The sequence below is a fragment of the Deinococcus sp. NW-56 genome (assembly GCF_002953415.1).
Lineage (GTDB): Bacteria > Deinococcota > Deinococci > Deinococcales > Deinococcaceae > Deinococcus.
The window spans coordinates 588,854-605,182 of the sequence record NZ_CP026516.1; the positions used below are offsets into that span (position 1 = coordinate 588,854).

At 69.0% G+C, this 16,329-nt stretch carries 10 protein-coding genes; 4 read left to right on the top strand and 6 right to left on the bottom strand.

Annotated elements, in window-relative coordinates; all coding sequences use genetic code 11:
- Positions 1–183: 183 nt before the first annotated feature.
- Entirely contained in the window at positions 184–1,668 is a 1,485-nt protein-coding gene (locus tag C3K08_RS03100) for a transposase (protein ID WP_104989984.1), read from the bottom strand.
- 83 nt (positions 1,669–1,751) lie between these two features.
- On the opposite strand from C3K08_RS03100, the gene C3K08_RS03105 reads away from it, so the two are divergent.
- Complete coding sequence (locus C3K08_RS03105) at positions 1,752–2,837, top strand: zinc ribbon domain-containing protein (protein WP_104989985.1); 1,086 nt, start codon at positions 1,752–1,754, stop codon at positions 2,835–2,837.
- Between the two features lie 18 nt (positions 2,838–2,855).
- Here the strand turns inward: C3K08_RS03105 and C3K08_RS03110 are convergent, their stop codons facing one another.
- A complete protein-coding gene (locus C3K08_RS03110) occupies positions 2,856–3,449 on the bottom strand; it encodes a recombinase family protein (RefSeq protein WP_104989986.1) in 594 nt (197 codons plus the stop codon).
- A gap of 1,006 nt (positions 3,450–4,455) precedes the next feature.
- Between C3K08_RS03110 and C3K08_RS03115 the strand changes: the two genes are divergently transcribed.
- The 3 genes from C3K08_RS03115 to C3K08_RS03125 all read left to right on the top strand — a co-directional run bounded on the left by C3K08_RS03115 (position 4,456) and on the right by C3K08_RS03125 (position 6,331).
- Positions 4,456–5,313 (top strand): hypothetical protein, encoded by an 858-nt coding sequence (locus C3K08_RS03115; RefSeq protein ID WP_104989987.1) that lies wholly within the window; start codon positions 4,456–4,458, stop codon positions 5,311–5,313.
- The gene (locus C3K08_RS03120; RefSeq protein WP_104989988.1) at positions 5,310–5,804 is read left to right on the top strand and encodes a hypothetical protein; all 495 of its coding nucleotides are present in this window, start codon (positions 5,310–5,312) and stop codon (positions 5,802–5,804) included. Before C3K08_RS03115 ends, C3K08_RS03120 begins: the two co-directional genes overlap by 4 nt.
- A gap of 170 nt (positions 5,805–5,974) precedes the next feature.
- Complete coding sequence (locus C3K08_RS03125) at positions 5,975–6,331, top strand: hypothetical protein (RefSeq protein WP_158679834.1); 357 nt, start codon at positions 5,975–5,977, stop codon at positions 6,329–6,331.
- Here C3K08_RS03125 and C3K08_RS03130 read toward each other — a convergent pair.
- Genes C3K08_RS03130 through C3K08_RS03145 form a run of 4 tightly spaced genes read right to left on the bottom strand, consistent with a single transcriptional unit; the run spans position 6,313 to position 16,323 of the window.
- A complete protein-coding gene (locus tag C3K08_RS03130) occupies positions 6,313–7,473 on the bottom strand; it encodes a cysteine desulfurase family protein (RefSeq protein ID WP_104989990.1) in 1,161 nt (386 codons plus the stop codon). The two genes, C3K08_RS03125 and C3K08_RS03130, sit on opposite strands and share 19 nt — an antisense overlap.
- Positions 7,470–8,939 carry a BREX system Lon protease-like protein BrxL gene (gene brxL / locus C3K08_RS03135; RefSeq protein ID WP_104989991.1) on the bottom strand — a complete coding sequence of 490 codons (1,470 nt, stop codon included), beginning with the start codon at positions 8,937–8,939 and terminating at the stop codon, positions 7,470–7,472. The genes C3K08_RS03130 and brxL overlap by 4 nt, the downstream gene beginning before the upstream one ends.
- A complete protein-coding gene (locus tag C3K08_RS03140; RefSeq protein ID WP_104989992.1) occupies positions 8,936–11,080 on the bottom strand; it encodes a hypothetical protein in 2,145 nt (714 codons plus the stop codon). The genes brxL and C3K08_RS03140 overlap by 4 nt, the downstream gene beginning before the upstream one ends.
- The gene (locus tag C3K08_RS03145) at positions 11,077–16,323 is read right to left on the bottom strand and encodes a hypothetical protein (protein ID WP_104989993.1); all 5,247 of its coding nucleotides are present in this window, start codon (positions 16,321–16,323) and stop codon (positions 11,077–11,079) included. The genes C3K08_RS03140 and C3K08_RS03145 overlap by 4 nt, the downstream gene beginning before the upstream one ends.
- Positions 16,324–16,329 lie beyond the last annotated feature (6 nt).

Below are 16,329 nucleotides of genomic sequence, written 5' to 3' on the forward strand. Positions count from 1 at the left end.
GCGTACGGCATCGAACAGGCGTTGGTCACCCTGCGTAGAACGCGTTCTAGATGGCTTGACGGCGTCAAGGGGTAGACAGTGGGCTGCGCCGTGTGGTAGCTGCAGCCAGCTGGGGCTGAAGGCCCGAAGGTTCCCCGGCTGCGCGGTGCTTGGACATTCGTCTCCGGTCGGAAACCGCGCGGTTCAGGGGGCGGACCGAGGCGTAGGGAGCCCGGTCGGTGGGCCACGTGACCTTCTGGCCCGGACATGGCGAGCGCCCGAGAGGAGCCGTGGCGATGGTTCCGACCTGGAGCCGACCACTCGGACGGCCCATCCGGTCCACTGGAGCGTGGCCAACGACGGGGAACGACGTGAGCTGGGGCCGAGACCCTTTGCCCGAGGACCCTCGGCAGGGCAAAGTGCTTTGTCCTCGTCAGGGGCAGGCCGTGCCTCTCCGACGGTCTCGCTCTCGGGTGTGGAGAGCGGGGTGCCGTTGGATCTGCGGCGGGGGCTGAGGCGCGCTCTGACCTCGTTGATCTCCGCCTGCAGCCGTTGTTCCTCAGCCTGCAAGTCCACCGCAAGCGGGCGGCAGAGTAGCTTGGCCCGCATGGCGGCCTCGCCCAGGGACGCGCCATGTTGATGCAGGAGGGCCACGGATTTGTTCAGCGCCTCGGTCACGCCGTTGGTGAACTGGCCAGCCGCGTATTCGGCGATCTCGCCCGCCAGCCCGCGCAGCAGCGCGAGCAGTTGCTTGACGCGCTTGTCTCTCGCCACGCTGTCCGGGACCCGGGTGAGCCACTCCTCCAGCGCTGCCCGGAGCGCGGCCGGGGTCAGCGCGGTCTTGAACAGGGTGTTGATGGCGTTGCGCCAGTCCAGCAGCGCCTGCAGCGCCGGATCATCACCCTGCTGACCGCGGCCGCGCAGGGTCACGTGGTGGCCTGAGAACAGCCCGCGCTGAATGCTGTCGCGCAGGACGCGCTCGACGGTCACCCAGACCCGCTGTTCAACGTGAAATCGGTCCACCACCAGGCGGGCGCTCGGCCAGGCCGCACGGATCGCGGAGACCACCTGGCGTTCCATGTCACTGACGACGACCTCGGGAACCCAGGGGAGGGCCGCCAGCGCAGTAGCCAGGGCGCCCGGCGCTCCCAGCCGGCGAGCCTCAAGGCGCCGGCCGGTCTCCAGATCCACGATCAGCAGCCAGTGCCGACAGATGTCCACGCCCACGTACCGCGCGGCGGGGACAACGTAGCCCTCCAGCAAGCGCGGCAGCGTCTGGGCCAAAATGCCCTTGGCCGTCTGGGTGTTGATCCCTGCCAGCCGGGCCGCGTCGCTGTTGGTGTGCTGCAAGGCGAGGCGGGTGAGACGCTCGGTGAGACGCGTGGTCGCCTCCCGCTTGCCCAGGGCCTCGAGAGATTCAGGCATGCGGCTGCCCCCGCAGGCGCAGCGCCAGCGCACGTAGGTGACCTGACCGATCAGGGTGCGCCCCGCGACCTGCTCACCGCGGATGACCCGCGCCTGCTGGCCGCTGCGCTGCCACTGTTCGCGCCCACAGCGCGGGCAGGGTCCGGCCGGTCGTTCGTCGGTGCAGGCGGTCACCGACAGCACCTGGTCGCCCACCTCGTACCCGGTCACGCGCCAGGTCGCCGGGAGACCCAGCAGCGCGGCGGTGACAGGGGGGGCGGCCATGTCCCGAGCGTAGGGAGGGGGGGTGTGGTCACCAGACCAGAGAGAAGGCGCACGCAGGCGACAGAGCACATCTGGACGGCGAGGTGGAAAAAGCCCGCCAGAACGGAGAAAAAGTGCATATTACCTGCAACATCCGGGTGGCCCGCGCAAGCTACCCGCAGCTGGAAGGGGCCCTGGGCACCGGCCTGCGCCAGGACTATGGCCGCATCTCGGGCTTGCCTCGCGGGACGGTGTACATACCGGCTGAGCCCCTCCTGATCGATCAGCAGGGGCTTGACGACCACACCCTGCAGCTCGGTCCGCTGGTGGTGGGTGCCCAGCTGGGCCATCTCCCCTCAGTGGGCCAGGCCGCCGTCGTAGCCGCGTCCCCCGCGTACAGGCAGTTCGCGGTGGCCCCGTTGCTCGCGCCGCTGCGCGGCGCGCTGGGGCCTGCCGCGCAGCGGCGCTGGTGGGGTGAGCTGGAGGCCATCGCGGCACGGGGCGCGCAGCCTGGCCTGCCCCTGCAGACCGCGACGCCAGGGACGGCACCTGCACGCTGGCTGCGCGGGGAGACCCGCTTGGTGCAGAGTGGCCGCCACTGGTTCGCGGCGCTGGCGTTCGAACTGCCAGCGCGCATCCGCCCACCAGGCGAGCGCCCTGGAGCCGGCATCGACATTGGCCTGGCGACCCTCGCCACGGCCGCCCTGGGCGAGACGGCCGCCACCGCGTCGCGCGCTGCGGCGCCGGCCTGGACGCACGGTCCGGTGGGGCTGCGCTCTCCAGCCCACCGGGTGCTCTACGACGCGCTGCAATACGCGGCGGCCCGCGCTTCCCTCGAACAGCTCGGGGAGCGGCTGATCGCGGACGCGGGGTTCGTGGCCACCGAGGAGCTGGACCTGAGCTCGTTCCAGAGCCGGTTCCCCCAACGGGCCCGTCGGTTGGCCGTCATCGACTGGTGCTGGAGCACACTGCCCCAGATGCTGCACGCCCACACAATTCCGCTGGTGCGGGTCGATCCACGGGGCAGCAGCCGTGAGTGTCACGCGTGTCGCTCGCGTGCGCCGGGTCAGCGCCAGCGGCGCCGATTTGCCTGCCACAACCCGGCCTGCGGCGTCGTGATGGACGCCGACCTCAATGCCGCCCGCGTCATCGGGCAGCGCGGGGCAGCAGCGCTGCACCGAGGGGCATAGACACAGGGGAGGGGAGGGTCAGGGCACCGGGTGGTCCGGAGCGGGCAGCGTGGAGGGCGCATGCCGCTGCAACAGGCGCGTCACGGTCGAGGGATGGACCTCGAACAGCCGCGCGCATTGCGCGGCGGTGCGGCGACCGGACTGCACCATCTCGACCACCTCGCGTTCCTGCGCCTGGGTCAGCTTGCGTCGGCGGCCGCCTATCCGGCCCTCGGCGCGGGCCTGCTCCAGCCCGGCGCGGGTGCGCTCGCGAATCATCGCCCGCTCGAACTCCGCAAAGGCGCCCAGCATCTGGGCGAGCATGCGGCCGGCAGGGGTCGTGGTATCCACGTGCTCGGTCAGGCTCTTGAAGCCGGCTCCCTGCGCCTCGATGTGGTCGAGGATCTGGAGCAGGTCCTTGAGACTGCGGCTGAGGCGGTCCAGCTTCCAGACAGTGACCACGTCGCCGGGGCGCAACTGATCCATCATGCGCTGCAGTTCGGGACGGTCCCAGCGACCCCCAGAGGCATGCTCGGTGAAGATCCGCTCGGCCCCGGCGTCCTGCAAGGCACGCAGCTGGGCCGTGGTGTCCTGATCATGTTGCCTGCTGACCCTCGCGTAGCCGATGACCATTGCACAAAGGTATTGCCGTCCCTGGGAGAATCGCAACAGCTTTGTGCAACCCGGCGAGCGCCTGTTCACGGGCAGGGCTGTGGACTTGCACAGACGACCGATTACGCAAGCCCGGGCGCTCAGACATCGGGCACGGTTGCATCCTGGTGGCCACCGCAGGTTCTCACGTCACGTTGCTGCATGGCCAGTGACGTAATCCAACCCGGCCACCATGGTCGCGGCCTGACACTTCAGCCCATGACCGTCACGGAGCTTGGCCGAACCCACCGCGTGCCTGATCGGCAGCCGAGAGGTCATCCCGAGCGGCGGAGAGGGGGTGCGAACCACTCCGCGCCGCCTCTCATCTGGTGTTCCCCCGCCCGCCCCAGGTGTGTTCAGGATGGGCCGACCTGGCTGCTGCACAACAGCGCAACACTTGAAATGTCCTGAACTTCGGCAAGGCTAGGCTGAGGCGTGCAGATGGCCGCCCCACCAAGCCCAGTTCGTTGGCCTGCCGGTAAGCGATCACGGGTCATGTCGGTTCCGCTCCCCCACCGTGTCCCCCATGACGCGCACATGGGGGGAGCCTGGCAGGAGGTCGCCCCACGAGGCGCAGAGGTCCGCCAGAAGGCCCTCCGGCTTGGGCACCAGCGGACTCCCAGCGCCGTTGAGCCAGGTGCGACCAAGTCTTTCATATCGGCCGGCAGTCTTGAACTCCGCAGCGCCGCCTGGCCGCTCATTCAGCCGGTCGCCCGGTAGATCCTTCACGCGCTCCCGGACCGGGTTGGGAAGAGGGTCAAGGGGCCGGAGCAAGGCAGAGTCGGCAGGAGGGAAGAATGAACAGAACACCGAACCACAAGCGCCAGGAACCAGGGGGCGCTCGACGTCAAACGAGCCCGCCTCCCCTGGCCACAGAGACCGGGGCCTCCACTCCGCTCAAGCGGGATGGGCGCCTGCAACCCACGTCCGCGGAAGGCAGGAGTCTGGCCCATCGGCGGCACGCTCCCTGGCGCACCCGGCGACGGTTGTGACGGGGCGACTGCCCACCGCGTGGCAACTGGAGGCGGCCCTGCCCCCGGAGGTGCTGGCCCTGCGCTGGCTGCCCTGGCTCGCGCGCCGCCGGCCGGGTGGCGGAGTCGGCAAGGTGCCGGTCCGCCCCCATGGTGGCCAGCTGATGCCCGTGGACTACCGCCGCGCCGGGTGGCCCTGGCCGCAGGCACTGCGGCTCGCCGAGGACCACCTGGCCAGTGGCCTCGGGGTTGTGCTGGAGCCGGGTCTGGTGGTGCTGGACTTGGATGGGCCCCTGACTCCTGGGTGCAGGGCGCGTGTCGCCCGGATGGAGGGCTATGCCGAGCAGTCACCGTCTGGGCACGGCCTGCACGTGTGGTTGCGGGGGGCGCTGCCGCGCTCGCGGCGGGAATCGGGGACCGAGTGGCTTGCCCACGGCTACGTCACCGTTACGGGGAGAACCCTGTCGGGCCGCCCACGCACGCTGGGATCCCTCAGTCAGGCGCAGGCCGTGATGGGCGCAGGCCACGAGTCGCGCCTAACGCCGGCTCCCGAGGCCATGGCTCCACAGCCGCACCTGCTGCCGGACAGCGAGGTTCTGGCGCGCCTGCGGCGCGCGCGGAACGGGGCACGTGCCCTGCGGCTCCTCGCCGGCCACTGGCAGGAGGCGGGCTACAGCTCGCCCAGCGAGGCCGATTTTGCGGCGGTGCGCCTCCTGGCGTTCTACACGCGCGATTTGACGCAACTTCAGCGACTGCTGCGCGCCAGCGGCCTGGCCCGCGCCAAATACCGGCAGCCGGGCTACCTGACCCGTACCATCACGCGGGCAGTGGCCCTGGGCGGGCCCACCTGGTGCCCGCAAAGGGGAGGAACATGAGCCTGCACCTGTATGAACTCACCCTGTCGCCAACCGAGGCGCAGGCAGCGGAGCTGCTGCGCCTGGCGCGCGTGCGGCAGCAGCGGTTGGCCGGTTCGGCTCTGGCCCAGGCACGCACGGCGGCCACGTCCCGTCCATTGCCGGCGCTGAGCGGTCCAGGGCTGGTGCGGCCGCTCCGTCCGGGCTGGATCGAGGTGCCCGGGGTAGCAGGCCCACTGGCGGCGGCCACAGATCACCCGGGCCAGCTTCCAAGGTGGGCCCGCGAGGTCATCGGGCGCGAATACCGGCCTGCGCCCCCCATGGTGCTGGTGCGGCAGGTGCCGGCGCTGCGTCAGGCACGCCGCCTGGACTGGGCAGACATTCGGTGGGAACATGGCCGGTGGGTGCTGGAACTTAACTTCGAATGGCACGCCTTTCCATCCTGGGACTTGAGCTGGTGTGCCCTGCACGCCGAGCCCGACCATGCCCTGCTGAGGCAGCTCATGGGGTAAAGAGGCCCCCGCCGGCAGGCGCCGGACCGAAAGACAGACCTTGCAGCGCAGGTTGCTGTGCGGTCCGGCGGCGGGGACTACAACAGGGCATGGGAGGGGCCAACGGTCACGTGATGGTGTACCGCAACCGGCGTCTGGGCTGTTGGAGCGTGCTGCACCAGGGAAGGGTCGTGGCGCGCGTGCAGAGCATCGTGCTCGAAGAGGTGACGTTCCGGGTGCGGGCCGGGGGCCGCCTCCGGGCCTGGCAAATGGGGCAACGCAACGTGCATGCCTTTGCCTGTGGGCGCCCCTGCTCCTGGGAGGAGGTTCCGCCCCACGCGGTGCTCGTTCGGTACCGCCCGGACGGCCCCCCCACCTTTACCCTGGCCGACGGCACACCGGTCGTCGGGGCCTCCCGGGTGTACCTGGCGCCGACCGGCGCCTTTGTGGAGGCGCCCCAGCTGCAAGAGGCCAAGGCGGCTGTCACCCGTCAGCCGAGGAGAAGTCAGGGGACGGCCCTCCGGCCACCTCAGCAGGGCGGCGCGTAGGACGCGAGCCGGGCGTGGGCCTGCGCCACCGCCTGAACCAGGCGGGAAAGGTCCTCCTCCCGGGTGAACCGTCCCAGGCCGACCCGGAACGTCGCGTCCGCCTCTTCGCGGCTCAGGCCGATGGCCGTCAGTACGTATGACGGTTCCAGGGCACCGCTGTTGCAAGCCGAACCCAGGCTGAGCGCGTAGTCGGGGAGGTTAAGCAGCAGGGCGTCGGCTTCCACGCCGGGCAGGGTCACGCTGCTGTTGCCCGGCAGCCGCCGTAAGGGGTGGCCATTGATGCGCGCCCCCGGGAGCCGGGTCCGCAGGGCCTGCTCAAAGCGGTCCCGCATCGCCCGGACGCGCGCCGCCTCCTCCAGTCCTTCCTGCCGCATCAACTCGGCCGCGACGCCCAGGCCCACGATGGCCGGCACGTTGTGGGTTCCGGGGCGCAGGCCCCCTTCCTGGCCGCCGCCCCGCATGAGGGGCACCAGGCCGCCCCGGCGCAGAGCGCGGCGCATCAGCAGGGCGCCACTGCCCTTGGGGCCATACAGCTTGTGCCCGCTCAGGGAGAGCAGGTCGATGGGCAGGGCGCGCCAGTCGAGCGGGACGCGGCCCACCGCCTGCGTCGCGTCGCAGTGCAGCAGTGCGCCAGCGGCGCGGACCCGCTCGCCCACCTCCGCTAGCGGCTGCACCGTGCCGATCTCGCTGTTGGCCGCCTGAATGGACACCAGCAGCGTCTCCGGCGTGAGCAACTCCTCCAAGGCGTCCAGCACCACCAGGCCGTCCCGGTCGACCGGGGCATAGACGACCTCGAAGCCCTGCTCTCCCAGGTTGCGGCAGGGCTCCAACACCGCCTTGTGCTCGGTGGGCAAGGTGATGATGCGCCGCCGGGAGCCGTGCGCCGCGGCCCTGGCCACGCCGTACAGGGCAAGGTTGTTGCTTTCGGTGGCTCCGGCCGTGAACACCACGTCCGCTGGAGGGGCATGCAGCAGGGCCGCCACCCGTTCGCGGGCCTGCTCCACGGCATCGGCAGCCCGGCGCCCCGGCAGGTGGGTGGTGCTCGAGGGGTTGGCGAACTGCCCGGTGAAGTGGGGCAGCATGGCCTCCACCACCCGGGGATCGCAGGGGGTGGTGGCGTGATCGTCGAGGTAGGTGGTCATTGGACGCGGATGCCGTGCTCGTACTGCCGGTACTCGCTGTCGAGGGTGTACAGCTGATCCCAGATCAGCTGCCGCAGTTGCAGGGCCGGCTTGACGCAGTAGCGGTGGAAGTCCAGCGGGGTCAGCTCGCCGTGGGGGAACTGAATCTTCATCAGGCCGGCGGCGATCGCGCGCACCGATTCCTCGTTGCGGCGGTAGGGCTTGTCGCCGGCGAGGTGTACGTTGCGGGCGGCGTAGCTTTCGGCTTCCAGGTCGTCGCGCAGCGCGATCAGCGCGTCGCCGAAGAAGTCGGACTTCAGTCCCATGGTGAGCGCGGAGTCCGGGCCGACGAGCAGCTTGGAACTCAGCTTGGGCAGTTGCCAGCCGGGCAGCATCGCGCGGATGCGGTCGAGAAAGGCGGTCTCCTGCAAGAAGTCGGGCAACTCCTCGACGAGCAGCTCGCGCAGGGGGCGCTGCTGGTCGTCGAGGGAGATATTGGCCAGGATCACGAAGCCGCAGTCGCTTGCCGTCTCGTGCAGGCCACCGCGGGTGAGCTTGCCGTTGGCGAGGTAGCCCTTCAGCCCCCCGACGATCTCCTCGGGCTTCTCGAAGCGGGCCGTCTGCACCTCGTCGAGCACCACCACGCTGAAGCGGGCGAGCAGGCCCCAGGCACCATTGGCGTTGTTCACGAACAAGACAGCCGGAGAGATGTTGCCGCCGCTGATCAACCGAACCTTCGGGCTGATGTTCTCGAAGGTGAAGCTCTTGCCCGTCCCCTTGGGGGCGAGCTCCATCAGGTGCATGTTCTTCTGCACCAACGGCAGCAGGCGGCACAGCAGCAGGGTCTGCTGCCACTCGGTGAAGGCCTCCGGGTCAAAGCCCAGCGAGGTGAGCAGCAGCGCCCGCCACTCGTGAAGGGTGAACTGCCGCCGGGCCTCCTTGTAGAGCTTCAGGTTCACGCTGGCCTGCATGGGCTTGAAGGACAGCACGGCCACGCCGTCTTTCAGCGAGCCGAGTTCCACCACGCCCCACATGCCGTGCCGCAGCAGGTCCGGGTAGTCCTCCAGCAGCGCGTCGGCGATGTAGGCGTCCCCGATGCCCAACAGACTGAGCTGCGCGACGCGCTCCGGCTCCTTGCCCTTTTTCAGCCGCACCTCGGCCTGCAGGGGAGTCAGCACCTTGACGGTCTGGCCCTGCGCCAGGCGGTGCTTGATGATGTTCTGCTCGCCAGGGCCGGGGATCACCCGCGCGGCCCAGTCGCGAACCTTGGTGGCCTCCTCGGTGCCCAGTTCGCCCCGCCCCGGCACCACGCTCTCGAGCACCCACTCGGCCACGTAGGCGGGGATGCCGCGCTTCGTGAGCTGGCTGGCGGGCAGGCGGCGCTTGTCGATGGCGAGCGACTTGAAGACCCCCGCGACCTTGCCGTTCAGGTCGTGAAGGGCCTGCCAGTCCAGGGGAGAGGGAGCATTCAGGGCTTCGGCGTTCATGGCAGCAAGTCTCCCAGGATGTTCGCGGTGGAGGTGTACAGTTCTTCGGATTGCAGGTTCAGCGTCACGGCGACGTCCTGGATTGCGCCCTGGGGCGCGCGCACGCTGGCGCGTAGGGTGAGGGCACCGAGGGCAGCGGACGTCGGCCAGGACGCGAGAGCCAGCGTGACGCGGCCCTGGCTTTGCGGCGGCACCGTCCAGGCAGTCCAGTCCGTGACCTGAGCGCCCAGCGAGCCGCCCAGCCGCTCCACGGTCAGCGGCACCGAATTGGGGTTGGTCAGGGTGAGGGTGAAGGTGCCCGCTTCTTCGGCCTGGCCTGCTCCCTCGGCGCTCAGGGTGGGCAGGCGGAAGGCCAGGTCGCGCACGTAGACCACCCAGGGGAGCAGGACTTCCTCGGGGCTCAGGCCGCCGTGCGGGCAGATGACGTGTCCGCCCCGCCCGGCACTGTCGACGAAGGTCTCATCGCTGAACAGGGCCGCGGCGTCCTCGGCGAGGCCAAAGCGGCTGCGGCCCAGCAGGGCCAAGTTCTCCTCTAGCCGGAAGCCCTCGGCGGGAATATCCCCCCAAGTCCCGTAGGCGGCCCGGCCCTCCGGGGTAAAGCTGGCGGGCGGCGTGGCCGTGCGCGCGGAGGTGCGCAGCAGCCGCCCGTGGTCGGTGGTCACGACGAGTTGCACCGGGAGGCCTTCGGGCAGGGTGGTCAACAGCCCCAGCAGCCGCTTGGCGATCACGGAGAGCCGCGCCGCGACCTCGTCCCGCGCACGGTCCAGACTTTCGGCCTTGTGGTAGATCACGTCGGGCTCGGCGATGTTCCAGAACACCACAGTGCCGGGAGTTGCCTTCTGCAACGCTTCCGCAATCTCCTTCTCCCTGGTGGAGTGGGGGCCGAGCGGGGGCTGCGTCCCCGCCTGCGCGGGGGAGACGCCGCAAAACAGGGCCGGCTTGGCCCGGCTCGTGATGGTGGGCAGGGCGCCGAACGCGACGTCCTGCCCGGTGAGGGTCAGGCGGTGCCCGCTGTCGTGCCCGGCCAGCTCGCGCTGCAAGGTGGCGAGGTCATGCAGATGCAGGCCGTCGCAGACGGCGACCAGGGTCACGTAGGGCTGGCTTCTCAGGGCCGCGCTGCGCTGCCAGATCAGCCTCTCGGCGTGGGTGCCCCCATTCAACGCCGCCGCATAGACGGGCAAGAAGCGCTCCACGAACTGCCGCAGATGCGGCCGCAGTGCGCCGTGGTCGGCCCCGTCCCAACTGCGGTAGGGCAGGTAGTCGGCCGTCATCCAGCCCGCCCACGCGGGTACGTCCAGGGGCGGCAGGGGGGGGAGTGGGCGGGGAAGCCCGGCCAGCAGGGCGTCGTGCAGCCCTTTCGGGAGGTGATCTTGCACCTCGCGCAGCACGTCCCGGTTCAATTCGCCCGGATGGTGGCGCAGCCACTCGCCCGCCACGGTGCCGGCGAGCGCCAGCACCTGGGGGTCGGCCTGCTGCTCCCGCAGGTCGCGGTAGACCGCCAGACCGCGCTCGGCCGTGGCTTGCACCAGCGCTGCGCTGAACTGTTCGGAGACGGCCCCCGGCAGGGGCACGGGGAAGGGCCGCGGCCAGTCCGGGGCCTCGCCGTCCAGCCGCAGCCAGCCCCGCAGCAGGGCCTCGGCCGCCGCGCGGCCACCCTCGGCGGTGTCCTCGTAGACCTGACGCCAGCGCCCGTCCAGATCGGCGACCAGGGCCGTGCCCAGTTGGCGCATCAGGGTCTGCGCGGTGGGGTGCTCAGCCTCAGCCCCGGTCCACCACAGCAGCCACTGCGCGGCATGCCGGGGCTCGCCTACCGGCGTGGCCGTACCCAGCACGACCTGCGCGAGTTCCTCGGCACTTCCGGCTCGGGCCAGGTCCGGCCACCGCTCCAGGGCCGCCTGCGCGTCCGGCAGAGGCAGGTGCGGCAAGAACCCTTGCATGCGGGTGGTGGGGGCCACGACGTCCTGGATGGGGAGGCCCCGCCCCGCGCCATAGCGCCTGGCCCAGCGGCAGAGGGCGTCGCCCTGCACCAGCAGGGGACGCTCCTCCAGCGCCAGACGCAGGAACTCGGCTTCGCTGCTGACCGGGTGCGCTCCGGTGACCTCGGCGCCGCCTGCCGAGTCCAGGTAGAACCGGGTCTTCATGCGAGGGTCAGCCCGCTCAGTTGCCGCAGGCGTTCCAGACAGGCCTGACGGCGTTCCGGCGAGGTGATGCGGCTGAACAGCACCTCGATCTGAAGCACTTCGTTCTCCTCCAGGCGGCGCTCCACGTCGGCCTGCAGGGTGTGCAGCTTCTGCGTCCCCTGACCGTCCAGGAACGGCGGGGGCGTCCGTAGGGCCTGCTGCACCCTGGCGAGGCCGGCACCGTCTTCGGGCCGCAGCGCGTCGAAGTGCTCGCGCTGCTGCGTGAGCCAGCCCTCGGCTTCCTGGCGCTTGGCCTTGAGGCTGCCCAGCAACTGTTGCCGCAGCCCTTCGGCGTGGGCCTGCTGCGCAGGGGAGAGGGCCGGGTGGGCGGTCAACTCGCCCAGACGTTGCAAGACGACGTGTGCCTGGCCGAGATCGCGCAGGGGAGTGGCCCCCAGGCTTTCCAGTTCTTGCAGCACCGGCTGCAACGTCTCCCGCTGAACCTCCAGGGTCTGAAGCTGGGCTTGCAGCTCGGCAGGAAGCCACGGGCGGGGGAAGCGGCCCAGGTCCACGGCCTGAACCGCCCGCACGGTGGTCGCAGCGCCCAGAGCTTTCGCCTGTTGCTCCAGGTCGGCGGCGAGGCGCCCGAGCTGCTCGTCGGTCTGCCGCTGAACTTCCTGCACGTCCTGTTCGATGCGGGCACGCTGCCGCTCGCCCAGGGCCGGGTGGAGGAGTCGGTCTTCAAGCAGTTGCCGCCGCTCGGCCAGGTCGCGCAGGCGCGTGTCGCGGCGGCCGCGCTGTGCCTCGAGCTCGCGCAGCACCTCCTCGATCTGCTTGGCGCGCGCCGCCAGGGTCTGCACCTGCCCTTCCCATTCACTGCCCTGGTAGCGGGTCTCCTGCCGGATGATGTCCGCGTGCAGCTTGCCGGCAGCCTGGGCGGTGAGCAGCTCTTCGACCTGCGTGGCCCACCCGGCGGGCAGGGCCTCCAGACGGGCAAGTTCGTTCCGGAGATGTTCCTGCTTGGCCCGCGCTGCTTCCGCGACCGCCGGGGTGAGGGTGGGCCAGCCCTCCACTTCGGTGAGGCGCTCGCGCAGCTTCACGACTGGCCCGGTCTCGGGCACCGCCCGAATCCGCTCTAGAGCGCCCTTCTCCTGGGCCGCCGCGTCGAGCTGCGAGCGCAGGGCGTCCCTCAAGGCTTCCAGGGCCGGGCGGCTCGCTTCCGGCAGGAAGGCCGGCGGCGTCTCCAGTTCACGGGCGAGGGCCGCAGGTGCCGCGCCACTCTCCAGCCGCGCGCGCCGCTCTCCCAGCCAGGTCAGCGCCTGGGCCTCGCACTGGGCGATCTGCTCGTCCAGGGCCGCGAGCGCCCCGGCGACCAGGGCCTGCTGCGCGGGCGACAAGGCGGCGAACTGCCCGTCCAGCGCCGTGAGGCGCGCGCGGGTCTCTGTTGCTTCCTGGGGGGTTGCTGGGGGACGCCAGCTCGAAAGCGCCTCGAAGTAGGCCACGAGTTGACCGGCGCGGGACGTGGCGCTGGCCATCTGCTCGGCTTCCGGCGTGTCGCGGTACTGGTAGTTCTCCTGCAAGAGCTGCTGATGCAGCTTTCTAGCCGCGCCCGTGTCCGCGACGCTGTCCAGCAGGCTGGGGAGGTCATGCAGATGGGCTTCCAGCTCGCTGATGGCGGCCTTGATCTGGGTGTATTTTTCTTCGGCGAGGTCGGCAGCTCGATCCGACTTGGGGTCGAGCTTTTGAAGGCTCCTGAGGCTGTCGCGCAGGGTTGCCAGGTTCCCTTTGGTGGGGATGCTCCGGACGATGCTGACCTCCTGCTCCGCTGCCTGTTCGCCTTCCAGCCGTCCTTTGGCCGCCTTCAGCTCTTGAAGGGCCTGCTGGATGCGGTCGTTCGCTTCAGTCAGGTTGAGAGGCTTCAGGGTGCTCAGCAGGGCTTTGAGCTGCTGCTCGCGCAGCGCGAACTTGCCGAGGTCGGGCAGCTTGGAGAATTCAGCCGCTTGCTGCTCGGCCGCTTGCAGGATGCGCCGGGTGAGCTGCGTCCGGAGTTCGTCGACCCCAGGCTTCTCGGACACCACCACCGTCAGGGGGGGCATCTTGGTCAGGGTGCCCATCAGGGGCACCGCCGCTTCGACGGTGTTCGCCCGGCTGAGCCTGACCTCGAACTCGGTGACGGCTTTGTCGTAGGACTCGAGATTCTCCAGCCCCTGACGCAGCTTCCCAGCAGCGCGTTCCAGGGTCTCCAAGTACTCGCTGTCGTAGCGGGGGTTGTTGGTCTTGAACTCTTCCAGCGCCAGGCGGCCCTTCTTGGCCTCAACCTGGGTCAGGGGACCAGCCTCCAGTGCGCCCAGCACCGCCGCAACCTTGGCGAGTTCTTGCCCCATGTCCTTGCGGGAGATTTCGATGGCAGCCATGGCCTTCAGGAAGTCGGCGGGCTTCTTAAAGGGGCTCTGGGATTGCCCCTTGCTGTTCGTCGGGCGGCTGATGGTGCCGATGCCGCCCAGCTTGATCGCCGTGCGGTTCTTGCCGATCCAGGCCGCGAACAACAGTGCCAGCGTGTTCTGATCGTAGCCGTAGGGGGAGTGCAGCAGTTCCTTCAGCACTTCCGCTGGGGAGACTTTGCCAGCCCTGGGGGCGAAAGTCGCGTCGAGCCGTGCCCAGGCCTCCTTGATACGGCTGTGCTGCGGCTCTACCAGCTGCTTGCGAGGGTTGATGATGCCCCAATGGTCTCGGAGCATTTGAACCAGGTCTTTCTGGATGGCGGCACCGGCAGGCCACTGCACCGCGTCGAGACTGTTGTCGATCAGTTCATGAATCAGGTCGACGACAGCCTTGTTCAGATTGGTTCCGCTCAGCTTGTACTGGGTGAAGAAGCGGTCCGGGTGCTTGCTGTAAGCCGCGGCATAGACCACGCCCAGCGCTGTGCCCAGGCGGTTGGCCGTCGCCGCCGTGATGTTCTTGGCCGCCAGGCCACCACTGATGGCCGGGGGCACCACCAGGTCACCGCTCCGGCGGACTCGGTCGAGCACCACGTCCGCTTGGTCGCGCAGTCGCCCGGTCATTTCGTCATAGACCACACCGCCCACTTTGAGCCTATTCGCCGAGTCAAAAAGGGGGTCATGCAGCACGGCCAGCCGGTGCAGTGTGCCTGTCAGCTCGGCGTGCGGCTCGCGCGGGCAGACGAAGAGCATGGGGGCCGTCTCGTATTTGCTGGAGATGCTGAACATCTCCCGAATCTTGGCGGGGGCAGCGTCTGCCTCCGCCTGCGTGGACGGAATCACCAGCACCACCACGCCGCGTGCTTTTGGCCCTTTGTCGAGCGGCACCGCGTACTGCGCGCTCAGCGCGTCCAGCACCGTGGGCTTCAGGGCCGAAAAGGGCAGCAGGACTTCCTGCGCAGCCCAGTCGGTTGGGTTGCCCCACTCCACCGACACCTCGTGGCAATCCGTCAGACCCAGTTCATTCACCGCGTTGCCCTGCGCGGTGTAGGTCGAGAACAGGGTGTGCAGCGTGCCCTTCTGCTCGCGCAGCGTGACGCTCTCCCGCAGTTGCCGGTCGAGCTCCATCGCCCCGTTCGAGCCCACCCAGAAGGAGTAGGTCTTGTTGGCGTTGTCGCGGCGAATGTAGTGCTCGTCCTCCAAGGCCTTGAGGGTGCGGGCCGCGGTCGGCTCGTCCAGACCTGCGAGTTCCGCCACCGTGTAGGCGTAGCCCACTTCCCGCGTAGCGAGTTCGGCGATGTCGATTAGCAGCATCGCCTTGAGCACGGCTTTCTGCTCGTCCGAGAGGTCGGGCTTGAAGACGTTCTTGAAGTTCTTGAACTTGTCCTCGTCCAGCATTTCGCCGAAGTAGTCGACCAGCAGGGTCGGCAGGACCCAATTGGGACGGCCACCTTCGAGCTGGGCCGGCTCGTCGAAGTGACTGCGGACGCCGCCGTCCTCGTCGAGAACGAAGTTGAGCACCGAGCGGACGCTGGTTGACTTCTCCAGGTCCACGCTCGACAGCAGCGCCGTCGTCAGCGGGTGTAGGGGAAAGGCCTGCTTGGCGACCTTTTCCTGAAACAGCTCGAAATCCCAGCCCATCTGGCCGGGGCCGTAGCGCCGCTTGTATAGGGTGTAGGCCAATTCGCTGGCGTCGGCCACGCGGGTAGCAATGCCGCGCTGCGCCATGAACTGCGCCCAGGCCCCCTCGTCGGTGCGAAAGTACGCGCCGAGCACGTCTTCCAGCATGGTCTGCATCTTCTGGCGATTGGGCTGCGGGATGCGGTTGAGTTCCTTGAGGAGCTCCTCGCCTTCGGGGCCACCAACTCGCTCCGCAATGACATTGGGGTCATGTTGCGAAAGTCCCACGAATAGTGCTTTGCCCTGTCGGTTCGAGACGCCATTCATTAGTTCTTGAAAGGGGGCACCTGTCGGATTGTTCGTCTTGTAGTCGCGAATGAACATGCTGAACTCGTCGAAGATGATCAGCAGGCCTCCAAAGGGCTTGTCCGGCCCGCACAAGGTGTCCGCAACCCAGACCACTGCTTCATTTAGAGCCGTCTCAGCGCCGAAGTCAGGTGCGACTCCGTAGACTGCGCGGAAGACGTCCACCGCCAGGACGTAGGCAGCCGACTCGCGCCCCTGCACCATGTCCCGCAAGCTGAACAGGTCGAGGTCACGCCTCGCCAGGAACTCCTCGGCCCTTTCGGCAGCTTCGGGGCTCCCGGCGATGCGCCCAAGCGCCTTTTCCGCTTCGGCGAACCAGAAGGGGGGCTTCACGTTCCGGGTGGCCTCGTGCTGCGCGAGCGCATCGTCCAGCGCCCGGAAAAAGCCGTCGCGCATCCGGCCCGGCCGGTCGCCCCTCATGATGACTACCAAGAAAGGAGCGGTATGTTCGCGGTACTGCCGGAACATTGCCGCGCGGTCTTTAGGCAGCACGTGGTCAAGCTTGGCGAGTACTGTCTCTAGCTCAGGCGAGCCCTGGGGTTGCCCGAAGTAGTTAGCAGCAGCCAGGCCAAAGTGGCTTTTGCCGTGTCCATAAGTCGCCATGAACACGAATCGATTGTCGAGCGTGGGCGAGGTGGCCGTCTGTCGCAGCAGGTCGAGTAGTTCCGCCGTGCCCTTGCGCCCTTCGCGCCCGCCACTTCCACGCGTGAACATGAAGCGCCGGGTCAAGTCATGGTTCAACTCGCGGTTCTCGTAGAACGTCGACAGCTGAACGTCGCTGCGGAACTCGGTGTCGGTGTCGGGAACGCTGATGTCGCGGACAAGGACGGGGCCACTCATGTTCTC

Bases quoted from the DNA above. Each gene is read 5' to 3' on its own strand.
- C3K08_RS03110 (WP_104989986.1), bottom strand. From the start codon at position 3,449: ATGGTCATCGGCTACGCGAGGGTCAGCAGGCAACATGATCAGGACACC.
- C3K08_RS03145 (WP_104989993.1), bottom strand. From the start codon at position 16,323: ATGAGTGGCCCCGTCCTTGTCCGCGACATCAGCGTTCCCGACACCGAC.
- C3K08_RS03100 (WP_104989984.1), bottom strand. From the start codon at position 1,668: ATGGCCGCCCCCCCTGTCACCGCCGCGCTGCTGGGTCTCCCGGCGACC.
- C3K08_RS03140 (WP_104989992.1), bottom strand. From the start codon at position 11,080: ATGAAGACCCGGTTCTACCTGGACTCGGCAGGCGGCGCCGAGGTCACC.
- brxL (WP_104989991.1), bottom strand. From the start codon at position 8,939: ATGAACGCCGAAGCCCTGAATGCTCCCTCTCCCCTGGACTGGCAGGCC.
- C3K08_RS03130 (WP_104989990.1), bottom strand. From the start codon at position 7,473: ATGACCACCTACCTCGACGATCACGCCACCACCCCCTGCGATCCCCGG.
- C3K08_RS03120 (WP_104989988.1), top strand. From the start codon at position 5,310: ATGAGCCTGCACCTGTATGAACTCACCCTGTCGCCAACCGAGGCGCAG.